The organism is Leptolyngbya sp. ST-U4 (assembly GCF_039962215.1).
Lineage (GTDB): Bacteria > Cyanobacteriota > Cyanobacteriia > Elainellales > Elainellaceae > Leptolyngbya_A.
Genome location: NZ_JAMPKZ010000001.1, coordinates 874,259 through 897,405, shown reverse-complemented (window position 1 = coordinate 897,405; position 23,147 = coordinate 874,259). Strand labels below are relative to the sequence as shown.

The window sequence follows — 23,147 nt, the reverse complement described above, 5'->3', positions numbered from 1 at the left end:
ATCTCTTTGTTCTACCGTGCTTTTTCTATGACCACTGCCCCGCATGATTCAGAAAACTCATCTTTCCGTTCTCCTGAAATTATTGGTCTCCTTCCGGCAGGCGGGCAGGCAACTCGTCTTGCGCCCTTACCCATGAGCAAAGAGCTTTATCCGATCGGCTTTCGATCGGCTCAGGGAGGAATGCGTCCAAAAGTGGTGAGTCATTATCTGCTAGAGAACATGCGATCGGCGGGAGTCCAGAAAGCGTTTTTTATTCTGCGTCCAGGCAAGTGGGATATTCCGCAATACTACGGCGACGGTTCGCTACTGGAAATGCACTTGGGCTATCTTACAGTTCATGTGCCGCACGGCGTTCCCTACACCCTGAACCAGGCGTATCCCTTTGTGCAGGGAGCCATGATCGCGCTGGGCTTTCCCGATATTTTGCTGGAGCCGGAAGATGCCTTTGTGCAACTGGTGAAGCAGCAAGCAAAAACTGGGGCAGATGTTGTGCTGGGGCTCTTTCCCACCGAGAAGTATCAGAAAGCGGGAATGGTTGATTTTGATTCAACCTCAGGGCAGGTGTTTCAAATTGTTGAAAAGCCGCAGCAGACCCATCTACGCTATATGTGGGCGATCGCCCTCTGGACTCCTCGCTTCACCGAGTTTTTGCATCGTTTTCTCCAAACCCATCTTGCTGAGCGCGAATTGCCGATCGGTGACGTGATTCAGGCGAGCATCGGCGCAGGCTTATCGGTAAACGCCGTTCCGTTTCCCCAGGGCAGCTACCGTGATATTGGCACACCAGACGATCTGATGCAGGCAATTCGAGATTTCACCCCCGCTAGCATTGAGCCGATCGCCTTTCCCCATCCAGAAACTTAAGCTGTTGATAAAGCATTTGAACACGAGGGAGATTGATTCCAGCGGCTTGTGCCATGCGAAGCGGATTGCCGAAGATTGCTTCTACTTCCAACGGACGGCGATCGTCGTAGTCGAGCTTCATGCTAGTGCGGTAGGGCTTCATTTTTTCGGTGTAGTCCAGCATGGTTTGAATGAAATCGGCAGGGATGGCACGATTTGTCTCTGTTTGCTGGGCAAAACCTGAATGAGCAGAATCTGGATGGACAGAACCGGAGAGCATTTGGATCGAGGCATTTGCGCCGTCGAGCACTTCCTGCATCAAGCTGGTCGAAAGCTGTCGGGCGAAGGGGTTTGCCATAATACGGTCGGTCGTGGCATCCAGAACAACTGATAAGCCATTGAAGGGAATATTCCACATCAGCTTTTTCCAGCGCGCCATCAGCAAATCCTCAGATGGAATGATCGGGATTCCGGCTTGCTCAAAGTCCTGAGCAATTTGCTTCAGGCGATCAGTCATTCCACAGGGGGCATAGCTGTCTGCGTAATCGCCCAGCGTGATCTGCTTATAGTCCACATGATGAATCACCCCAGGCGCAATTTTATTGGAGCAAAGGAAACACAAGCCGCCCACCACTCGATCGCTGCCCACGACCTGCGCGACTTGCGGTTCAATTCCTAAGCCATTTTGCAGCACCAGAACAATACCGTTTGGTTTAACGATCGGCGGCAGCAATTGAGGCAATCGCTCATTTTGCGTCGTTTTCAGGGCAACGATCACTACATCGCAAGCAGGCATGTCGCCCACATCCCGATAAGCATGAACCTGAGACAAATGAAAGTCTCCGTCGATCGATTTCACAACTAGGCCCTGTTGCCGCACGGTGTCATAGTCGCTTCGCAGCAAAAAATGCACCTCGTTGCCTGCCTGCTGAAGCCTTGCGCCGTAGAATCCGCCCAGTGCGCCTGTCCCGATAACGGCATAGGTTCGACAATCAGGCAGCGGTGGATAGGTCATGGTGAATCGGAAGTGGTTTGAGCAGTGTGACAGGGGACTATATTGCCCCTGAGATCCTCCAGAATCAAAATTGGGGGACGCATCGATACCCGTTCCAAATATTTTCTATTGAGAATCGACAGTCACATCAGCCGTAACTGAAGAAACCGCAGGCTTCGGCAACTGCAACATCCACTCACGGATGAGCGCGTTCACCTGATGGGGCACTTCGTCGTGGGGGCAGTGTCCGGCTTGCAAATAGTATTCTGTAAGGCTGGGATAATGCTGACGGAATCTTGCGCCCCGCTCTCGCGAATTCATCCACGGATCGCCCTCACCCCACAGCATAAGCAGCGGACAGGTTAGCTGCTCGACCAGCACATCGTTTTTCTCTCCGGGCGGAGCTTTGAACACTGACGCAAACACCTTCACCGCTCCCTCATCGCAGGACGGACGGTAGATGTTTTCTACCAGCTCATCGGTAACCGCGCTCTGATCTAGATAGACCTGGGAAAGCGTCCGCCGAATAATCGATCGCTGCCGCACGTACTGAAACAGCAGATAGCTCGGCATCGGCAGCAAAATCACTGATCGCGCCAGGTTGAAAAACACTTCCCGGAACGGGTCGGGCTTGGTCACCGAAGGAGCTTCGCTAAACGATCCGGCAGGATTCACCAAAATTAGCCCTGCGACTGTATCCGTTTGCTTCGCAGTTCCGTGAAGGGGTAATCGCTGCGCGCCCACACAAAGTGAAACATAGCCGCCGATCGAATTTCCTGCCAGCACTGCAGGCTGACCAATGACCTGAGTGATAAAGTCGTGAATTTGATCGCGCCAGACGTCTGCGCTGTATTCCCACTCCGGCTTGGCAGAGCGACCGAATCCCAGCAAGTCGATCGCCCACACTTCAAACTCGTTGCAGAGTCCGTCAACATTTTTGCGCCAGTGATCGGTGGATGCGCCAAAACCATGAATCAGTAGCAAGGGGGGACGGTCTGCGCGTCGCTGCCCTGCTTTAACGTAATAAATTGACTGTCCGCGCCACTGCCAGTAGGCTCCGGTAGAGGAAGAGATCCGAACCTGCATAGTCATTTCTCAGGAGTGATTTTTTAAGGGTGTTTTTGAGTGATGAAGAGAAGGGGGGATCGCAAATCAGCAATCGTAAATTATTGTACTGCAAGCGTTCAGGCGATCGGGAAAGAGAAAAAGCCTATTAGGAAAGGGCAAGGAGTGGGGCAATGGCGATTAATGTTCGAGTTCGGCAGGGCGCAAGGGTCAGGCAACAGCCACGCGGCAGGCTATGGTTTGAAAAGCTGATGGCATTGCTCGCGCTGATTAGCTTCTTGCTGGTGCTGTTTGATTGGAGCTATTTGCCGTTGCGCGATGAGTATATGCGTGTATTTCCGGGGTTCACCCAAGCGTATGGCTACCACATCAAAGGCATTGAACCGCACCGCACCACGGCTGCCTACCTGCAAACAGTCGATCGCCTAAACGAACAGATTGCCCAAACCGGATTACAGTCTCCCCAAACTGCCCTACTGCTGCAAGACCTCCGCCGCCGCAGCGAGGAAATCATCGAAGAAAATCCGTTTGAGAGTGCGGGGAAGTCTGGTTCGCTAGAACGCATCAAGAACCGAATGCGCGACCGTTTGCGGCAGGAATCGGCAACCCAGGCCCTCACTACTTTCTGGAGTCAGCCCTATCTCACTCAAGCAGGCTGGAATGATTCGATCGCCTTTTTTAACCGGGAAATCCGTCCTCAGTTTGCCAGCAACTATTTCCGGGGCATTGGGGAAAACGGCAAGCCGATCGATCGGTTCTGGAGAATCGATATGTGGTTCATCGGGCTATTTGCGATCGAGATGTCTGCCCGGATTCTGTTCCTGATGCGCCGCTATCCGGGCTTAACCTGGCTGGATGCGATCGTGCTGCGCTGGTATGATCTGCTGCTGTTGCTTCCCTTCTGGCGGATTTTGCGAATTATTCCGGTGACGGTGCGGCTGCATCGATCGCAGTTAGTGAATCTCCGACCGATCAGCAAGCGCGTGGTGCGTCTGGGCGTCTCGAGCGTTGCCGTCGAGCTAACCGAAATGGTTGTGCTGCGAATTGTTGACCAGATGCAGGAACTGATTCGCGGCGGTGCAATCAAACGCTGGCTGTTTCAGCCCGATCGCCCCTACATTGATCTCAACAACGTAGACGAAGTCGCCGTCCTATCCCGACACTTGACCGATCTGCTGGTGCATCGCGTCTTCCCCAAAGTCCAGCCGGATCTGGATGCCCTACTGCACCACAGCCTTGCTCAGGCAATCAACAGCTCTCCCCTTTATGCCGGACTGCGCCAAATTCCGGGAATGAGCCACTGGTCAGACCAGCTCAGCCGCGAAATGGCGAATCAAATTTCCCAAAACGCCTACCGTGCTGTTACCACCGCTCTGGAAGATGAAGTCGGGTCAGCCCTGATGCAAAAACTCGTCAGCAATTTCAACCAAACCTTCCGTAATGAAGCCCAGCAACACGAGGCACTCACCGAAATTCAGGCACTCACGATCGCCCTTCTGGACGAAGTCAAAGTCAACTACGTTGAGCGCATCAACGAAGCCAACAACGACAGCCTGCGATCGATGACCCAGCGGCTTTATCAAATTCCCCAAAACAAATAATAAACCTTTAGCAAAACTGCTCAATCAGCCCTTATCCTCCCATCCCCTCAACGCTTCACCCATTCCTGCCAATTTCCTTTCCCCCGTTCCATCTCAAACCCCATACGTTAAACTGAAAATCTACCGGGAAAACTGCTTTCCGGGGTTCTGATGATAACTCCCGTCAGAAGTGGGTCGATCGCCCACTTTTTTGCGTTTTATTGCTGTGTTTTATTGTCTTTGCGTTTTACCGTGGCTCACGATTTCTCAAATTCAGTTTCATCAAACAGATTGAGGAAAGCAACGGTTATCTGATTTGCAACCTGCCATGACCCATCCTTTAATTCCGCCCATTCTCGAACTCGCATCGCCCGTTGCCGCCGACCTGGGGCTAGAAGTGGTTGGAGCCGTGTTTCAAACCAACCAAAGTCCGCCTGTGCTGCGGGTAGATGTGCGAAACCTGCAAGCCGATACTAGTCTGAATGACTGTGAGCGCATGAGCCGTGCTCTTGAAGCCGCGTTGGATGCGTCGAGTATAATTCCCGATGCCTATGTTTTGGAGATCTCCAGTCCTGGAATTTCTCGATCGCTCACCTCCGATCGCGAGTTCATTTCCTTTAAGGGATTTCCGGTTCTGGTGACGACTACAGAGCCATACTCGGGTCATATCAACTGGACGGGTCGGCTAGTACGTCGCGACGAGGAGGCAGTTCGCCTGAACCGCAAAGGACGCACGATCGCCATCCCGCGTCATCTGGTAAGTCAGGTGCAGCTCGTCGATGGCATTGAGGAATAGCAGCAACAATTCACCCGCAAAGAAATTCAAACAACTGAAGATACTGACAACTGAAGAGAGGACTTAACCTATGTCAATGGTTGCCCTTCCTGGACTCCAGGAACTAATTGATGGCATCAGCCGCGAACGAAATTTGCCCAAGCACGCGGTTCAGGCTGCCCTGCGCGAAGCACTGCTCAAAGGCTACGAACGCTACCGCCGCACCCATCGCCCAGATGTATCTGCGTTTGACGAAGAATATTTCAATAACTTTGAAGTCGAACTCGATATCGAAGACGAAGGGTTTCGGGTGCTAGCAACCAAGACGATCGTGGAAGAAGTTTCCAACCCCGATCACCAGATTTCGCTGGAAGAAGTGCAGGAAGTCGCCGACGAAGCGCAGTTGGGCGATACGGTTGTTCTGGATGTTACCCCAGACCAGGGTGAGTTTGGACGTATGGCAGCCATCCAAACAAAGCAGGTGCTAGCGCAAAAACTGCGGGATCAGCAGCGCAAGCTGATTCAGGAAGAATTCCAGGAGCTAGAAGGCACGGTACTTCAGGCCCGGGTTCTGCGGTTTGAGCGGCAGTCTGTTGTCATGGCAGTCAATAGCGGTTTCGGTCAACCTGATGTCGAAGCCGAACTGCCGAAACGCGAACAGTTGCCCAACGACAACTATCGAGCAAACGCTACGTTCAGAGTGTTCCTAAAGAAGGTGCTGGAAGGCTCCCATCGCGGACCACAGCTCTTAATATCACGGGCAGATGCCGGACTGGTGGTAGACCTGTTTGCCACTGAAGTGCCCGAAATCGAAGACGAGGTCGTGCGGATCGTGGCAGTGGCACGGGAAGCCAATCCGCCCTCACGATCGGTTGGACCCCGCACCAAAATCGCCGTCGATACCTTGGAACGAGATGTTGACCCGGTTGGAGCCTGTATCGGTGCACGGGGATCACGCATTCAAGTTGTGGTAAACGAACTGCGCGGCGAAAAAATTGACGTGATTCGCTGGTCGCCCGACCCGGCTACTTACATTGCTAACGCCCTCAGCCCTGCCAGGGTCGATGAAGTCCGGCTGATTAACCCCGATGAGCGGCAGGCCCATGTCCTTGTTCCCGATGACCAGCTCAGTTTGGCGATCGGCAAAGAAGGGCAAAACGTGCGCCTGGCAGCTCGCCTCACCGGATGGAAAATTGATATCAAAGACACTGCTAAATACGACTACGAAGCCGAAACCCGCAAAATGGAAGCACTTGCTGAAGAACGCCGCCTCGCCCGCGAAGCCGAAATGGACGAGTACGAGGACGAGTACGATGATGAAGAACCCCTTGCCGAAGACGAAGCAGCCGTCCTGACCGAACAAGACTTCGATGCTGAGGAAATGGCACAATCCGCCAGAGATGGCTTTGGGAGCGAATTGGGAGAGGCAGTGCAGCGTCCAGAGCGATCGTAGGAGTTGGTGAGGGTGGAGGGGTGCAAGGGTGGAGGGTAGAGGAGTGAGTAAAGTTTCATGCTGTACCTAAGGTGTACCCAAGGACGAGATTAGGCAGTGGGTGAGCAAAAGAAAAAGAGCAAGTGTTGTCTCTTACCCTACGACGCTCCCTATGAGGCTATCTCCTCCAGGCTTTACGTCCTTGCTGCTTCACCCCGTTGCCCCTATCCCTTCACTCATTCCCTTCCCTTGCCCTACCCTTATCCCTACCCATCCACCCCTATGCCCCCCAACCATCGCCGCTGCATTAGCTGTCGCCGTGTTGCTCCCAGAGAAGAGTTTTGGCGTGTCGTGCGATCGTTTCCTTCACAAATTGTTATGCTAGATCAGGGGATGGGGCGATCGGCTTACCTTTGTCCAGACTCGGCCTGTCTTCAGACTGCTCAACGTAAAGATCGTCTGGGACGTGCCTTGAAGGCGACAGTTTCTGAAGAAATTTATCGAACTCTGTGGCAACGACTTTCCACAACCGCTACGATAGAGTAATTGTTGATATATCCTTTCTGAGTCAGGGAAAGTCAAGCGAGCGATTTTTCCCAGAGAGGCGTAATAAGTTGAGGTTAATCGATTGAGATTGGTTGAATTGATGCACTCACGGAGGCAGGGCATTCGTTAAGCAGTAACTATCAGGTCAGGCACTCCGCAAGAACTGAAACCTGAGTCATCTAAGCCTAGATTGCACTCCGTGGTGCAAGTCGTTCTTAACCTGAAAAACGTCTTCAACATTCCGAAATTCGTGCAAGATGGTAAGGGAAGCTGTTTTATCCCGGTAAAGCAGTACTCAATTCATCTGATTAAATAAAAGCTGTTGAGCCTGAATCAATCTCAAGGAAGGGGTAAACTGCCTGCTTGAGTCGATAAGGTAAAACAGTTCCAGGTGGGATTGATTTGTTTTGTACACCAGAAGTGCAGGTCAGTATGTAACCTAATCAAGATCGTTTGGGACGTAGAGGGGATAGTGGATGAATAACGGCAAAGTGAGAATATACGAGTTATCGAAGGAATTGAATTTGGACAATCGAGACATTCTGGCAGTTTGCGACCAGCTTGATATTGCGTACAAGAGTCATAGCAGCACCATTACTGAGGCGGAAGCGGAGCGGATTCGTTCTGCTGCCGAGAAATACACACCCAACCATGCTGTTGCACCCAGGCCTATGGCATCAGTTCAGGCAGGTGCTTCTCAGGCAGGTGCTTCGTCAAGGCCGTCTAGTATTCAACCCCCTGTGAAGAAGCAGCAAATTCTAGAAATTCGCAGAACCCGCCCTCTTGCAGAACCGCCCAAGCGTGCAGAGGTTGAAACCAGCTCGGCTTCTGCCCCCGCCACACCTACCGCAGACCGAGCCCCCGCAAAGCTCAATTCACCCAGCCGCCCGGTTCGTTCAGCACCAGCAGACGAAGCGGCCCAGCCCAGTCCCGAATCGATCGAAGCGACGATAGAAGAGGTCGAAGCTCCTGTCGAGATAGAGCTAGTTCAAGCTGAAGCTCCGGTTGAGGAAACGCCGCAGGTAGCTGCACCAAGGCCAATGCAGAGCAGCTCTTCTGATGATGGGGCGGCTCCCAGGGTGGAATCCGTTCGCGCTCCCCAGCCCCAGCTTAGCTCTCCTCCGCCTCGTCCGGTCAAGGCGGCTGATGGCTCAGCCCCGAATCTAACTAACCGGCCCGTTTTGAGGAAGGCAAGAGCAGAAGCGGCAGAGCAGGTAGAAGTAGGAGCTAAGCCTGTCCAAGCGCGTGAAGGTGGCGTTTCGGTTCGGGAAGCTCCTCGACGTAACGATCAGCCCGGTGGTGCGGGTCGCCCGGAATCACCGCTGAGGCCCAAGCCCGTTATTGAGCTGCGCCGCAAACCCACGCGTCCCGGAGAAGGCGGAGACGGTGCGGAAACGGCTGCGAAAACTGAAGACGGTGGTATTGTTAGACCCTTTGTGCCGGGCGGTGAAGAAGTTCGTCGTCCCACTCTGAATCGTCCGCCCAAGCGAGGCAAGACCTGGGAGGAGGAAGAAGAGGAAGAGAAGGAAGCCGCTAAGACAGGCAAGGCAGCGACGAAGACTAAGCGACGCGCTCAGCCTGTGATTGATGAGGAAGATCTGGAGCTAGAAGATATCCTCGACGAAGATGAGCTTGATGAGGATGCTCCTATACAGGTCAGCCTTTCGCTGGCACGTCCGCCGAAGCCAAAGAGCCGTCCTGGACAGCAAGCGAAACCCGTGGCGGCAGCTGCTCCTGTGAAGCAGAAGCGATCGTCTGAATCCTTCCGCAGTCGGCGCGACCGAAAGCAGCAGGAAGAAATGCGGCAGCGTCCGACGGAAATTACCCTTACGGGCGGGCTCTCGGTTCACGATCTGGCGATCGAATTGGCCGTCCCTGAAACGGAGCTAATTCGGATTCTCTTTATGAAGGGAATTGCCGCAAACATCAACCAGATTCTTGATATTCCCACCGCGACAATGGTGGCGCAGGAATACGAGATCGAAGTGAAGACAGGCGAAGTGGAAGCCGAAGCCAAGAAGATCACCGAAATGCTGTCCGCCGAGGATCTAGAAAACCTCCAGCGGCGTCCGCCTGTGGTGACGATCATGGGTCACGTTGACCACGGTAAAACCACGCTGCTCGACTCGATCCGCAAAACGAAGGTGGCTCAGGGCGAGGCAGGCGGCATTACGCAGCACATTGGTGCATATCACGTGGATGTGGACACCGAGAACGGTACACAACAGGTCGTCTTCCTGGATACGCCAGGTCACGAAGCCTTTACTGCAATGCGGGCACGAGGCGCAAGAGTCACGGATATCGCCGTACTGGTGGTAGCTGCTGATGACGGAGTGCGTCCTCAAACGATCGAAGCAATTAGCCACGCTAAAGCTGCTGAAGTGCCGATCGTCGTTGCGATCAACAAGGTCGATAAAGAAGGAGCTCAGCCCGATCGCGTCAAGCAGGAACTGACTGAGTTCAGCCTGGTTCCTGAAGAGTGGGGCGGCGAAACGATTATGGTTCCGGTGAGCGCGCTCCAGGGTGACAACCTCGATACGCTGCTGGAAATGCTGCTGCTGGTGGCTGAAGTCGAAGATCTTTACGCCAATCCCGATCGCACCGCGAAGGGCACGGTGATTGAGGCACACCTGGATAAGGCACGGGGTCCGGTCGCGACGCTGCTCGTTCAAAACGGGACGCTGCGCGTGGGCGATGTGCTGGTCGCAGGTTCTACCTTTGGTAAGGTGCGGGCAATGATCGACGATCGCCTTAAGCGCGTAGATGCAGCAACTCCTTCCTTTGCAGTTGAGGTGTTGGGTCTGAGCGATGTTCCGGCGGCAGGTGATGACTTTGAGGTCTACCGCGACGAGAAAGAAGCGCGTGCAGTCGCAGGCAGTCGTCTGGATCAGCAGCGTCAGTCTCGCCTTCAACAGGCAATGGCGTCGCGTCGGGTTAGCCTCAACACCATTTCTGCTCAAGCTCAGGAAGGCGATCTGAAGGAACTGAATCTGATTTTGAAGGCAGACGTGCAGGGTTCGGTCGAGGCAATCCTCGGTGCGCTCCAGCAGTTGCCGCAGAAAGAGGTTCAGGTGCGCGTCTTGCTTGCTGCTCCGGGCGAAATTACCGAGACAGACGTGGATCTGGCGGCGGCAAGTAGTGCCGTAATCGTTGGCTTCAATACGACGCTTGCCAGCGGTGCGCGTCAGGCAGCCGACGGTGCCGGAGTAGATGTCCGCGACTACAACATCATCTACAAGCTGCTGGAAGACATCCAGGGTGCGATGGAAGGTCTGCTGGAACCCGAACAGGTAGAAGAGCCCCTCGGTCAGGCAGAGGTACGGGCAGTCTTTACCGTGGGACGAGGAGCCGTTGCAGGCTGCTACATCCTGTCGGGTAAGGCAATCCGCAACACGAAGATGCGCGTTCGCCGCAGAAACGATGTTGTCTTTGAGGGCAACCTGGATTCGCTGAAGCGGGTGAAGGACGACGTGAAGGAAGTCAATGCCGGATACGAGTGTGGTATTGGCTCCGACAGCTTCCGCGACTGGCAGAACGGAGACATTATCGAAGTCTTCCGACTGGTGGCAAAACGCCGATCGCTTTCTGCCTAAGACTCTGATCCTGTTCTAATGAATGGACGGATCGTCTTCCAAGCTAGATAAACGATAAAAAAAGAGGAGTTCAGGAAATCCTGGCTCCTTTTTTGTAGCGATTTTTCCGGCGATCGTCGCTGCTTTTTTCAGAGTGATGTTGTAGAAATCTCCAAAGCTAGGAAACTCTCTTCCGGCTCAAAGCTCCTTACTTGAAGGAATTCTTGGAGGGATTTAGGGGCAGTTCGGGTCGTCAAACTATCGCAATCCGCGCATTTCTTGCAAAGTCTGACGGTAGCCTTCTGCCTGCCCCTGCTGGAGAAAAAGATTAGCTGCCTGCTGAAAATCGGCTCTGGCGGCTGTGGGATCTCCCAGATTAGCGTGGAGCCTACCGCGACTCATATACGCCTGAGCGTCTTGACCGTTGAGCTGGATTGCCTGAGTGTAATCTGCCATTGCGCCCTGCTGATCGCCCATTGCAAACCGCAGTTCGGCTCGATCGCTCAATACCGCAGCGGTTTCTGATCCGTTTTCGGCAGCTTCGGGCTGAATCGCCAGGAATTCGCTATAGTCTGCGTCCGCACCAGCTGGATTTCCGATCGCCACACGGACATCGGCGCGGCTACGGAGGGCATCGGCATAGTCTGGACGCAGTGCAAGTGCCTGATCGTAGTCTGAAATCGCGCCTACCAAATCTCCAGCCAGAACCCGCACATCGCCCCGCACCTTAAAGGCTTCGGCATCGTTTGCATTTAGAGCCAGTGCCCGGTTTAAATCGCCGAGCGCGGCAGAATGATTGCCCAGCTTTGCCTGCATTAGCCCCCGATTGCGGAAGGCTTCTGCGTAGTCTGGCTTGAGTTCGATCGCCCGTGTAAAATCGACCACTGCCGTTCGCAGTCCGCCCTGACTGGAGTAAATGAAGCCGCGATTGTAATGGGCATAAGGAGATTCGGGATTGAGATCGATTGCCTCATTTAAGTCTGCGATCGCATCTTGAGTCCGACCCAGCCCAAACAAAATGCTGCCTCGATTGAGATACGCCTCTGCGTCTTCGTCATCGAGATCGATCGCCCGGTTAAAGTCTGCCAGTGCCCCCTGCTGATCCTGCAAGCTGGCTTTGAGTGCGCCGCGATGAACATAGGCATCCGGTTCTTCTGGTGCAAGGGCAATGACGCGGTTGAAATCAGAGACTGCCTGCTGAGGCTGGTTCAGGCTGGAGTAGCTCACGCCCCGATAAAAGTAAGCCTGGGGATCATTAGGCACAAGTTCAATTGCCTGGTTATAGTCCTGCACCGCAACGGTGTAATTTCCCAGAGCTGCCTGAGCATAGCCGCGATAAAGATAGGCGGGAGCATAATTCGCAGACAGATTGAGCGCACGATTAAAGCTATCGATCGCGTTTTCAAATTCTCCAGCGTTAATCTGGTTTACCCCACTGCGATAGAACTGTTCAGCACTGGCTGTACTCGGCCGTAAGGCAGGCGTTTGGGCAGGGGCAGGAGCCGTTTGCGCCAGAACACTTTCAGAGACAGCCGTACAACCAATTCCTAAACTGGTAAGCAAGACGATCGCATGAGCAAGCTTCATCACATCCCTCCTATCGCGGTAAATCACACCAAGGCTGTGAGGAGGATGCCCTATTTGCGGATAAAATTATCGCTCTCGTCGGATTGCTGCCCGGATACAGAGTTTAACCAACTTGCAAAAATGCAGTCAGTTCCTCAACTTTTTTCCAGGCGGCTCCGCTAGCGAGAATGTCTTTGGCGATCGCAATTCCCTTACGGTAGGTCGCGATCGGATCATTGGAAACCTCCGGCAGGGCACATCCAACTTTAAGGGCAAGGGCAGCATTGAGGGCGACCACTTCCTGCTGTGCCAGTGTCCCTTTACCTTGCAGTACCGAACGCAGAATTTCGGCGTTTTCCGCCACTTCGCCGCCGCGCAGGGCATCGGTGGGAGCCGGGGTGAGTCCCAAGGCTTCGGGGTGCAGGGTTAGCGATCGAACCTCGCCTCCAGACAGGATTGCCGTATCGGTTGCGTCTGCCAGTCCCGCTTCGTCTAATTTCTCTCGTCCGTGCAGTACGATCGCCTCTGCCATGCCGAGCTGCTGCATCGATTGGGCGATTGTTTCTACTAGATTAGAGCTAAACACGCCCACGACTTGACCAGTCGGACGCATCGGATTCACAAGCGGACCCAGCAAATTAAACACTGTTCGCACTTTCAGCGTTTTTCGCAGGGGGACGACTGCTTTCATCGCCGGATGCCAGCCTGGCGCAAACAGAAACGTCACGCCCACTTCTGATAGAGCCGCTTTGATGCGGTCGGGCGACGCGCTCAAATTCACACCCAAGGCTTCTAGCACATCTGCCGAGCCAACCTTACCGGAAGCCGATCGATTGCCGTGCTTTGCCACCGCAACCCCTGCTGCCGCCGCCACAAACGCCACGGTCGTTGAGATATTAAACGTGGATGCGCCATCCCCCCCTGTGCCGCAGGTATCAATTCGGGGAGTGGGAAATCCTGAGGTATCTGTGCCGCCGACCGAACGCGCCTGAAGCACCTGCGCCATGCCCGTCAGTTCTGCCGCTGAAACGCCCTTTGCCTGAATTGCGGTCAAAATTGCCCCTGACAGCACGGGTGGAATTGCCTCCGCCAGCCAGCCTTCCATCAATGCCACAGACTGATCCACCGTCAGCGATTGCCCATCGAGAAGCTGTTGCAGCAAAAGCGACCAGTCATGATCGGCGAAAACATCCGGGGCAAAAGGAGTTACGGTTGCAGGGAAATTGCTCATATCAGACTCAGAGGAGACTTAAAAACTGCTGAAACAATCGATTTAGAAACCCAACAAAACCCTACGATCGCAGAGAAAAGGTCTATCGCAAGGCAGACTTTTACAGATCATAGGCGGTTACGCAGCTTTTCGGCGATCGACTTCTAGAAGCGGGTATCAGGCTCAAAAAAAGGGGGGACAACTGCCCACCCCTCCAGTGATTTAACAATCAGTTAAAAATTGGTCACTGCTAGACGGTTTGCGCCAGTTTATAGGGACTCGTCAACCGGTCGAGCTGCTGCACCATCAGACTGAGGAACAAGCCTACGTCCGTCACAACGCCCACCGATTCCACCGAACCCCGATCGCTTAACTTAGTCACAACCGCCGGGTTGATATCAACACAGACCATTCTCACACCTGCCGGAGTCATGTTGCCTGTACCGATCGAGTGCAGCATCGAAGACAGCATTAGAATCAGGTCAGCTCCTTTGATCAGTTGTGCGTAGTCTTCCTGCGCCTTGATCAGATCCATCTGCGTATCAGGAAGGGGACCGTCATCCCGAATTGAGCCTGCCAGCGAGAAGGGGACGTTGTTCTTAACGCACTCATAGAAAATGCCACCGGTAAGTATGCCCTGTTCAACGGCTTCCGCAATGCTGCCGCAGCGACGAATCGTGTTGATTGCCTTCAGGTGATGGCGATGCCCACCCCGAACTGAAACGCCACGCTTCATATCCATGCCTAGCGATGTGCCCATCATGGCCTGCTCGATGTCGTGAACCGCGATCGCATTGCCACCCAGGAGTGCTTGAACATAGCCTTCGCGAATCAAGTGAGACAGATGCTCGCCGCCGCCCGTATGAATCACGACTGGACCCGCGACGACCACCACCTTGCCGCCCTGATCGCGGATCTTGCGGATTTCCCAGGCAATCTGCTCGACTACTAGCTCGACGCGGCGTTCGCTCGATACACCCGAACCCATAAAGCTGAATTCGTCTGGTTTGGTCTGGGTCGCGTTGCGCTGCTCACGAGACTCAGTTTTGCGAATGGTGCGAATGCCCTCAACCCCCACAACCACGCGATCGCCCGTCTTCAGGTCGCGCAGCAGTTTACATTCTGCCGTGGTTTTCTCTGGAGTCTGCGAAACGACGATCGCCCCATCCATGCGCTGATTCTGGACTTTAATCCACTCGCAGTTAACGCGCACTTCGGTGGGATAAATCGTAGTGACATAGAAATCATCGGGTGCAACGCCGTCTTTGGTCACCGTTTCAAGCTGATTGTCGCAAACCTCCTGCGGACGAGCGACTGCGCCCATATCAATGAGCTGCGTCATAATATTTTCCATCACGTCATGATCGGGAGACGTGACGCGAATCTCTGCAGTAGAAGTGCTTTGACGCTGTTCGCCCAGCCGGAAGTTTAAAACCTGAAAGCTGCCGCCCGCTTCAACGATCGTATCTAACGCCCGGTTGATCAGACCCGAATCAAGCAAATGCCCTTCGAGCTGCACCACGCGCGACTCGATTGCCGCCACTGCATGGTGAATTGGCTGTACTGCTTCTATGGTTCGCAGAGTGAGACACTTCGCTGCGCCGCCTGCTTTGAGGAATTCGGTCAGGGGCGTTTCGACGATCTGAAATCCGATCGCTTCTAGCCGCCGTTTCAACTCCGCACTAGCTTTGTTCATGATGATCGTGCGATCGATATTCACTGCATTGCAGGCAAAGTTGACCGCATCTGCCTCTTCGATCGCAATTCGCTTTGATTCGGGAACGCGCATCTCGATCAGGCGATTGGAATAGGAATCAAACGCCGGCGGATAGTAAAGCAGATAGCCATCTACCAGCGGACAGAAGCAGGTATCCAGATGGTAAAACCGTTCGTCCATCAGCCGCAGTGACAGCACCTCAATATCCAGCCAGTTTGCTAGATAGGGGTGAGCATCTAGCTCCGATCGAAATCCGTAGCCTGCCCAGAGCCAGCGACCTTCGCGATCGAGCAGCGCATCGCCCGCGCCTTCAAACGGCAAATCTTTAGGCAGCGTATGCACGGTAAAGCCATGCTCTTCAAACCACTGCTGGAAGAAAGGCTCTTCGCCCTGACGTTCCTTGTGATAGAAACGGCTAAGGACGGCTGTTTTTTCTAAAACGAGTCCGGCATTGGCAGTAAACACCATATCCGGTACACCGTTTTGTGGCGTGACTAAATCAACAATGGCATGGTCCTTAATGACGTGATATAGCTTTTGCCATTGCTCTACGGCTCGATCGCGAGAAGACTTGTGAACATTCCCTTCCATCCATGGATTAATCACATAGTCCACGTCATAGTGGTCGGGGGAACACATCAAAAACCGAATCGGTGAGGTACTCATAAGTAAACCTGTCGCGTTAGATGAGATAGAAGCTGGTGGGAACTTAGGTCAGAACACTTTAACCAAAGGCTTATCTTGCTAATGATCTTGCTAATGAAAGGGATATCTAAATTGTGCCTGAACGAACATTTTAGAAGCGGGTTTTTGTTGCCGTTAGTAAAGACAATTAGTAAAGGCAGCGGTGAAGCCAAGGTGAAAGCCAACCTATCATCTTGGCACAAGTTCTCAATGTTGTAGTTATAAGTTTTAGAGCCTGAGCGTTTCTGACGGTAGATTATTCTGTCCACGTCATCGCGTATGGTTGAAGGGACAGCCCCAAAAATTAATTCGATCGTCTCTATTTATGCGCTGGCAAGCTGATTTCTATCGTCGTCCGCTTCAAGATGCTGTAGGCAGTCCGCTCTGGGAACTGGTCGTTTGCGACACTGACGGCAAATTTACCGCAAGTGCCTTTTGTTCTCAGTCTGAGGCAGATTCAAACTGGATCGCAGCTCAGCTTCAACAGTGGATCGACCCGCAGGAAAAGCCCGATCGTCTCCAGGTTTTCCGTCCTCAGTCGGTGAGCCTGATGCTGGCGGCAGCAGAGAAACTGGGCCTCAAAGTTGAGCAAACCCGCTCTGTTCCTGCTCTGAAGCAGTTTTTAATTCAGAGAGCGGCTGAATATCGCTCGCTCCCCCACTACACGAATCAACCCTACGATCCAATTACGCTCGATCGTCCGGCTCCCCTACCCTTGCCCGAAAACCTGTGGGGCGATCGATGGCGGTTTGCCGCACTCCCAGCCGGGGATCTTGTCTCAGCGTTTATCGATCGCCCGATTCCAATTCGTGAAATGCCGGATGCTCTGTTTCCGATCAAGCTCCAGCTTCCTTCAACGCTTCCCATTCCGGGTGTGGTGATTGATGGGGGCAGACAGTCGATGAATCTCGCTCGATGGCTCCAGCGATCGCGCCCGGTATTTCTCAACTATATTCCTGGACAGCCAGACGGCTTAATTTTAGAAGCAGGTTTGGTTGAGCGATGGGTCTTAACAACGTTTGAAGATGCTGATGTAATTCAGGCGGCAAAGACGTTTCGCGATCGCCAGTCACAGGCAAAAGGACTCCATTTTCTATTAGTTCAGCCCGATAATTCTGGGATGACTTACACCGGGTTTTGGCTATTACAAACTAAAGTCTAGGACTGTAAGTTTAGAACTAAAAGTTTAGGGCTTTAAGTTTAAAACTGTAAGTCTGGAATTGCTAAAACTGTAAGTTCAGAACGATGAGGTTTAGCCTGATGTAGTAACGCTCCAGCTTGAGTAAGTCATGGCTCCGCCCAGTCATGGGGTGCTGCAGGATATGAGCTGGAAGGACGTTGAGGCGATCGTGAACAAGCCAGGAGAAAAGCGATCAACTCGCTTTGCCAAACTTCCTGATAATTGAAGGCAGAAATGATTTTGGATTAACTTAAAAACCTACATCAGAAGAGCAGCCTAGAAAGGTCTCATGGTTCAAAAAACGGCGGACAAGGGAGACAAACTCTAGCCAAAACACAAGGGAAAACGACTTACCGCAAGAACTAAATTCCAGGCTGCGACTTCAAAGAGAAGTTATCTTCTGTGATTTCTATTACAAACTCTTCTGATGCTGCACAACTCCGCCAAATGGCTGAAATTCGCTAATTTCCTTGTTTTCCCTGAAGAAATAACTGTTCTATAATGACTCGATAAAGCGGGCTGTAAAGGATTGAATAAGGCTAGGTAGAAATCCTGATATCGGCTTGCTTCTCACGTAGAAGCGATCGTATTTACTCTGCCATTCCCTTCTCAGTTGCTCTGTCATGTGCGATCGTTTGCTTCAGCTTTGTCTTCGGCTTCCTGCCCAAAATTCAGCTAAATGGCGTTGGCTTCCATGCCTCCTTGTGATCACCAGTCTGCTGCCTTTAACGATCGGCTGTAGGACGCTAACACTTCCGGGTCAGCCTCAAGAAGTGAGCCTACAAATGGCAGTGGAATCTGGCTCCAAGCGCAGCGGCTACACTGTCTCTGGAACCACAAACCTTCCAGACAATACGCCAATCACCGTTGCGGCAATTCGCTACTTTTATCCAACAAGCTCATCGGATTTGGCCAGCTTACAAAGCACGGTAGACCCACCTAGCTCAACTTTTGAGGTTCTAGACTACGCTTCAACCACCGTCGCTGAGGGTAAATGGCAGGCTGAACTCATGCTTCAGCAGCCGGGCACAGATGGCAAAGGCTGGGAGGAGTGGCAAATGCAGCAGCCTAAACTGGGGCTAACGCTGAAACCCGCCGAGACTGTCTCCTTTGTAACCATGCTTACTGCTGAGGATCAGCTAACGCCTCTAGAGCAACAGCTTGCCGAAGAAGGATTCAGGCTGCCTCGCGGCATTGTTCGCACGACTGCAGAAGGACAGCGATATGCAGAAGTGAGCCAAACGATCGCCCTCACTGCCCCGAACCTCGGTCAACCTGCTCCAGCAGCTTTGGAACCAGAGAATTACGGCTGGGGCGATCGATATGTGCTGGTGAAGGAACCTCAAAATCCAACCCGATTGGAACGCCCAGACCAGCCTCAAACAAATGCTCCACCTACTTCGTTAGAGTTTCTGCGCTAATTTGAATTTCTGAAATTTGGACGATTGATGCAGTATTGGGTCGAGCCCTTGGATTCAGGTTCTTGGATTCAGGCTCCGGGTCAGACCATTTTGCGAACCGAGTTGACAGCCTCAGGTAAGGCGACCTTCAGGCATTGAAATTTGTGTCGCCTTTGTCGCCTTTAAAGCAAAGACGGGGGCTGCTTGCCCCCCTTTGATTTTTCACCTTTTCAGGCTGCAATGGATTCAAGAAACGCTGAATTAGGACTGAATCGCCTGATAGATGTAGTAAGTCGCCATTGGAATAATCGTGGCAGCCAGCAGCAGAACTACAACAATCATCGTTGCGCTGCGATCGTCTGTTTCTTCGGCGCGGGCAAAAGTTCCTTCGGTTTGAACGTTGTTTTCCACGATCGGTGGACCTGGATCAGCCTCACCGGACAAAATTGCCGTTAGCCGCTCGCTGGCATCAAGAAATGCCTGGTTGTACTTATTGCCGTTGCGAAGCGGAACCATGACGGTTTCCTGCGCCACGCTCTGGGCAGCTTCAGGCGTGAGCAAAGACTGAACCTCAGCTCCAGTGCTGATTGCGCTGCTGTTCGTCACATTGTCTAATACAAGCAGGGTTTGGTTTGCCTGGGCTTCTGGCGTTGGAAACCACTTTTCAAAAAGCTGCTTGGTGAAAGTTTCGATCGTTTCGCCATAGTCGAGCCGATGAATCGTAACAAATCGAACTTCGTTTCCGGTCTGGTCTGCCAGGTTTGCCAGTTCGTTGCTGAGTTCTCCTCGCGTTGCCCGACTCATCACCCCTGCCTGATCAATGATCCAGGTTTGCTCTCCCGCCCTGAGAGACGGCATACTGTAAACGCCAGTTGCAGCCGCCGAATCAGGAGAAATCAGCCAAACCTGAAGCATTAAAACAATCGATACCAGGGTTAGCCAAATCGATCGAACCGGAATAAATGGCAGAATCCGAGAGTGCAACTGTCTCATCCAATGCGTTCCAATGCTTCTCTTAGACGATACTACAGCGCAGGAGGGCAAATCAAAGGGCAACTTGAAGTCGGAGTAAAGCAAACGGGCGAAGCGAAAGGGTGTCTTGGGCGGAGTAGCGGGTAGAGTCCGTGTGAAGTCACCTATCTAGAGGACGTTGAAGGTCTGAGAGTTCGATAGGATAATAGCGCGGCGAAGGAATCGAATCTCAAAAGCTGCTGTCTAAGCTGCCTTGATTCAGAAGTCAATTGATTGATTAATTGATTTAAGGTGAAACCTGACAAAACCCGCGATCGTCCTGGCTCAGAAATGGGTTCAAGAATGAATTCAGGAATGAGTTCAGGAATTGAATGAGTTCAGGAATTGTTCAAACCCTGTTTCAAGAGTTGTAACTGCGCTGTCAACCCTCGCGTTTCTGCATATTCTGAAATTATGCCCCCCTCTGCAAAGCCCTCCTCAAAGCCAACCTGGGCAGATCTGGAACTGGTCGATGCACCAGAGCCGAGTCAGCTCGACAATATTAAGGCACAGCTTGATCTAGTGCTGCTCGCACTCGAATCGCTGGCAAACATCGGCTCAGAGGAAGTCTTGCAGGCGGCGGCTGACCTGAATTTGAGCGAGGTGGTGGCTGATCGCGTTTCCCTCTGGCGACTGCGGCAATCTAGCCCCCTGCGGCGGGGACAGGGACGTAAACGGCTCGATGTGGAAGAAGCTCGATCGCTGGTGATGATCATTTGTCGGCTGGCAAACCAGCATCAGGAACTCATTCGCCGTGCCGTCGCGCTGCTGGAGCAGTTAACCGAGCAAAATCAGCCGCCCCACCATGCCGCTTTGCTAGGGGATTACCTTGATACCTTTAGCAACGCCTATCAGGAACGGATGGAGGATGACACGGCTTCCATTGACGATCTGACCCATCTCGCCCTCAAACTGCTGATCGATCTGCTGTTCTACAGTGCCCCTAATGGCTCTCGCCGCCTCTGGATAGCTCTCCTCGATCGCTCAAAATCCTAACCCTTCTCCCACCTCCCTACTTATCTGCTTCTTTACCCCTCCACTCATCCACCCCTCCCCGACTCATGCCCCAAACCGTTCTACGCCGATACACCCCCCCGACCTGCACCCTCGAAGTGATGGCAACCGGGTCGGCACTGTCTTGCTGGACAGATCGGGCAGTGTTAAAGAATTTGCGCTTCCGGCTGCATCTGGACGACCCCAAGCTACCTGCGGAGAATCAGGTGACGCTTCAGGGCGATCGGAACCAGCTTGAAGCGCTGTGTGAAGCTGTGGATGGCTATGTGCAAAACTGGCTGAGCCGATCGACCGCCGATTCCCTTCCTTTGGAGCGTAGGGTTGAGGCAGGAGCAACTGCGCTTCAGGTGCTCGAACCCACTATGCTTCAGCGTCAGCTGACGGAAACGAATGTGAGCGAATCTGCAATGGTTTTGGAGCCGCAGGGTTTGCTGGCACACCGTCTGCATTTAGGGACAATGGCAATCGAGCAGTCGGGCGAGTCTGTTTCGCTGTCTACGCTGCAATTGTTTGACCTGGCAAACGCGCTTGATCAGTACCAATCTGATGCTGTTACCCTACCGTCGTTAGCTCGTCCCAGCTGGATGCGATCGCCTTCAGGCTGGGCAGGAATTGCGGCTGCGGCAGTGCTGACCGTGGGCGTGACGGGGGCGATTGCGAAATTTGTGATGGATGTCTCCAGTCCACCCCTGCAAACGGCATCTACTTCGGTGCAGACCGAAACCAACCTGAGCCAGGGCACACCAACCTCGCCGACCCCGTTAGCGATTCCCTCGCCGCCCGGATCACCATCTCCTTCGCTGTCACTGACTCCGCTGCAGCCTCCCGCTCCGCCCCCTGGAGCAGTGCAAACAGCCCCGCCTCCGCCCTCAGTTTCAATTGCGCGTGAGCCTGTTCCGGTTGCGCCTGCTCCGGCTCCGCCTGTGGTGGAAGTGCCCCGCTCGACTACTCCACCTCCACCTGAGCGAATTGCGATCGTTCCACCTGAGGGAACTGTTCAGCAGCCCAGCATAACCGCGATTCCAGAGATCGAAAGCTCTGCGGCGCGATCGGCTGAACAGGGTATCGCAGCGGCAAATGCGCCCGAAGCCGAAACCGGAGACTCAGCAGGAGCGGCAGCTAGCAGTACCGCATTTGATGCCGTACCTCAAGTGTCTGAGATTCGGCAGTATTTTGAGCAGAACTGGCAGCCGCCCACCGAGCTCACACAAACGCTGGAATATCGGCTGGTGCTGAACGCCGACGGATCGCTTCAGCGAATTGTGCCTTTGGGTCAGGCGGCTGAAACCTTCCTCGATCGCACGAATATGCCTTTGATGGGTGAGCCGTTCGTATCACCTACAGACAACGGAGGAAATCCGCAGATTCGGTTGGTGCTGCGTCCTGATGGCAAGGTGCAGACGTTCCTGGAATATGCCCGCTAGCCCCACAATCGGCGTCGGGGTGTCCCACTCAGGCGATCGTGCGTATCACGCAGCAGAGTGGGAATATCCAAATGCTCCGGGCAGCGAGGCAAACAGTCGCCGCAGTCGGTACAGCGATTTGCCTTCATGCCGGGAAACCAGTGCCCCGCATTTTCAAACATTCCGTAACGGTATTGCCCGAAAGCGGTCATGTCGTAAGCAACCGCTAGATTTCGCAGACGCAGCACTTCGGGAATATTGATACTTTCTGGACAGGGCAAACAGGCAAAACACTGGCTGCATCGATCGGTTCCCAGGGTCGCTTGGTGGTGAAGATCCAGCCGTTCCAGGGTTTTGAGTTCTGCGGACGTGAGGGGTTCGGTTCGTTCGCTGGCCTGTAGTGGAGTCTCTAGCTCCTGTGGATTGGCTGCGCCCAAGCTAAGCGTGGTAATCCGCCGATCGCTGAGTAAAAATCGATAGTTTAGCTCTAGCGGCGTGAAAGGTTGGCAGAGGTTCACCAGCGTTTCAGAAGGGGTATGAAGCATTCCGCCTTTGTCAGCAGGCGAGATAATCAACACGCCCATGTCTTTTTGGTGCGCGAGAGCCACTGCCGCCTCATTGCGCTGATTAAACAGGTAATAGTGCAGATTAACAAACTCAAACTGATTCGTCTCGATCGCCCTCAGAATAATTTCCAAAGGAGCATGGGTTGAGAAGCCGACATGACGAATGCGCCCATCTGCGATCGCCGCTCGAACTGCCTGCATACAGCCCTGTGAATTCTCAACCCAGTCCAACTGTTCTGCCGTATTGACGCCGTGAATGCCCAGCGCGTCCAAATAATCCACCCCCAGCCGATCGAGGGATTCGTCGATCGATCGTGCCATTGCGTCTGCGTTGGGGGTCGGGGGAATTTTGGTCGTGATGTGAATCTGTTCGCGCATCACAGGCAAGCCTGCCCGAATCGCTGCCCCCAGATACAGTTCGCTGCTGCCGTAGCCTCTGGCGGTTTCGATATGGTTGATGCCCCGATCGATCGCTTGCTGAATCGTCTGGATCGCGTTTTCCTTTGAGGCAAGGTAGCGCATCGTGCCCAGCGAAAAAACCGACAGAAAGAGATTTGTTTTGCCGAAGCGACGATACTGCATGAACAAT

Annotated in this window: 17 protein-coding genes; 10 read left to right on the top strand and 7 right to left on the bottom strand. The window is 53.4% G+C overall.

Translation table 11 applies throughout. The annotated features are described in order from the left end of the window. Nucleotides 1-27: 27 nt before the first annotated feature. Entirely contained in the window at nucleotides 28-864 is an 837-nt protein-coding gene (locus NDA02_RS03910; RefSeq protein WP_190794141.1) for a sugar phosphate nucleotidyltransferase, read from the top strand. Here the strand turns inward: NDA02_RS03910 and NDA02_RS03905 are convergent. Further along, nucleotides 824-1,858: a 2-dehydropantoate 2-reductase gene (locus tag NDA02_RS03905; protein ID WP_190794142.1), complete on the bottom strand. Its 1,035-nt coding sequence runs from the start codon at nucleotides 1,856-1,858 to the stop codon at nucleotides 824-826. The genes NDA02_RS03910 and NDA02_RS03905 overlap by 41 nt on opposite strands. Before the next feature lie 105 nt (nucleotides 1,859-1,963). Beyond that, nucleotides 1,964-2,923, bottom strand: coding sequence for an alpha/beta fold hydrolase (locus NDA02_RS03900; protein WP_190794143.1), 960 nt, complete (start codon nucleotides 2,921-2,923; stop codon nucleotides 1,964-1,966). A 152-nt stretch (nucleotides 2,924-3,075) separates the two neighbouring features. Between NDA02_RS03900 and NDA02_RS03895 the strand changes: the two genes are divergently transcribed. From NDA02_RS03895 to infB, 5 genes are all read left to right on the top strand, one after another. Continuing rightward, nucleotides 3,076-4,503, top strand: a complete 1,428-nt coding sequence (locus NDA02_RS03895; protein WP_348254438.1) for a hypothetical protein — start codon at nucleotides 3,076-3,078, stop codon at nucleotides 4,501-4,503. 307 nt (nucleotides 4,504-4,810) lie between these two features. Beyond that, the gene (gene rimP / locus NDA02_RS03890; protein WP_190792223.1) at nucleotides 4,811-5,278 is read left to right on the top strand and encodes a ribosome maturation factor RimP; all 468 of its coding nucleotides are present in this window, start codon (nucleotides 4,811-4,813) and stop codon (nucleotides 5,276-5,278) included. 70 nt (nucleotides 5,279-5,348) lie between these two features. After that, nucleotides 5,349-6,710, top strand: coding sequence for a transcription termination factor NusA (gene nusA, locus NDA02_RS03885; RefSeq protein ID WP_190792224.1), 1,362 nt, complete (start codon nucleotides 5,349-5,351; stop codon nucleotides 6,708-6,710). A gap of 261 nt (nucleotides 6,711-6,971) precedes the next feature. After that, nucleotides 6,972-7,235, top strand: a complete 264-nt coding sequence (locus tag NDA02_RS03880; RefSeq protein WP_190792225.1) for a YlxR family protein — start codon at nucleotides 6,972-6,974, stop codon at nucleotides 7,233-7,235. Nucleotides 7,236-7,711: 476 nt separating this feature from the next. After that, nucleotides 7,712-10,828 carry a translation initiation factor IF-2 gene (infB, locus tag NDA02_RS03875; protein ID WP_190792226.1) on the top strand — a complete coding sequence of 1,039 codons (3,117 nt, stop codon included), beginning with the start codon at nucleotides 7,712-7,714 and terminating at the stop codon, nucleotides 10,826-10,828. Between the two features lie 237 nt (nucleotides 10,829-11,065). On the opposite strand, the gene NDA02_RS03870 is transcribed toward infB, so the two are convergent. The 3 genes from NDA02_RS03870 to NDA02_RS03860 all read right to left on the bottom strand — a co-directional run bounded on the left by NDA02_RS03870 (nucleotide 11,066) and on the right by NDA02_RS03860 (nucleotide 15,966). Then, nucleotides 11,066-12,394 (bottom strand): tetratricopeptide repeat protein, encoded by a 1,329-nt coding sequence (locus NDA02_RS03870; protein ID WP_190792227.1) that lies wholly within the window; start codon nucleotides 12,392-12,394, stop codon nucleotides 11,066-11,068. A 103-nt stretch (nucleotides 12,395-12,497) separates the two neighbouring features. Then, on the bottom strand, nucleotides 12,498-13,604 hold the full coding sequence (gene trpD / locus NDA02_RS03865; RefSeq protein ID WP_190792228.1) for an anthranilate phosphoribosyltransferase: 1,107 nt from the start codon (nucleotides 13,602-13,604) through the stop codon (nucleotides 12,498-12,500). Between the two features lie 229 nt (nucleotides 13,605-13,833). Then, nucleotides 13,834-15,966: a TIGR00300 family protein gene (locus tag NDA02_RS03860; protein WP_190792229.1), complete on the bottom strand. Its 2,133-nt coding sequence runs from the start codon at nucleotides 15,964-15,966 to the stop codon at nucleotides 13,834-13,836. 343 nt (nucleotides 15,967-16,309) lie between these two features. Here NDA02_RS03860 and NDA02_RS03855 point away from each other — a divergent pair, with 343 nt between their 5' ends. Together NDA02_RS03855 and NDA02_RS03850 are read left to right on the top strand one after the other, a co-directional pair. After that, a complete protein-coding gene (locus tag NDA02_RS03855; RefSeq protein ID WP_190792230.1) occupies nucleotides 16,310-17,146 on the top strand; it encodes a Tab2/Atab2 family RNA-binding protein in 837 nt (278 codons plus the stop codon). Between the two features lie 641 nt (nucleotides 17,147-17,787). Further along, nucleotides 17,788-18,585, top strand: coding sequence for a hypothetical protein (locus NDA02_RS03850; protein WP_348254436.1), 798 nt, complete (start codon nucleotides 17,788-17,790; stop codon nucleotides 18,583-18,585). 240 nt (nucleotides 18,586-18,825) lie between these two features. Here the strand turns inward: NDA02_RS03850 and NDA02_RS03845 are convergent, their stop codons facing one another. Continuing rightward, nucleotides 18,826-19,557 carry a TPM domain-containing protein gene (locus NDA02_RS03845; RefSeq protein ID WP_348248415.1) on the bottom strand — a complete coding sequence of 244 codons (732 nt, stop codon included), beginning with the start codon at nucleotides 19,555-19,557 and terminating at the stop codon, nucleotides 18,826-18,828. Between the two features lie 432 nt (nucleotides 19,558-19,989). On the opposite strand from NDA02_RS03845, the gene NDA02_RS03840 reads away from it, so the two are divergent. Beyond that, nucleotides 19,990-20,571 (top strand): DUF3038 domain-containing protein, encoded by a 582-nt coding sequence (locus tag NDA02_RS03840; RefSeq protein WP_190793086.1) that lies wholly within the window; start codon nucleotides 19,990-19,992, stop codon nucleotides 20,569-20,571. A gap of 65 nt (nucleotides 20,572-20,636) precedes the next feature. Next, nucleotides 20,637-22,013 (top strand): DUF4335 domain-containing protein, encoded by a 1,377-nt coding sequence (locus NDA02_RS03835; RefSeq protein ID WP_190793085.1) that lies wholly within the window; start codon nucleotides 20,637-20,639, stop codon nucleotides 22,011-22,013. Here NDA02_RS03835 and NDA02_RS03830 read toward each other — a convergent pair. After that, nucleotides 22,010-23,140 (bottom strand): aldo/keto reductase, encoded by a 1,131-nt coding sequence (locus NDA02_RS03830; protein WP_190793084.1) that lies wholly within the window; start codon nucleotides 23,138-23,140, stop codon nucleotides 22,010-22,012. The genes NDA02_RS03835 and NDA02_RS03830 overlap by 4 nt on opposite strands. Nucleotides 23,141-23,147: the final 7 nt, after the last annotated feature.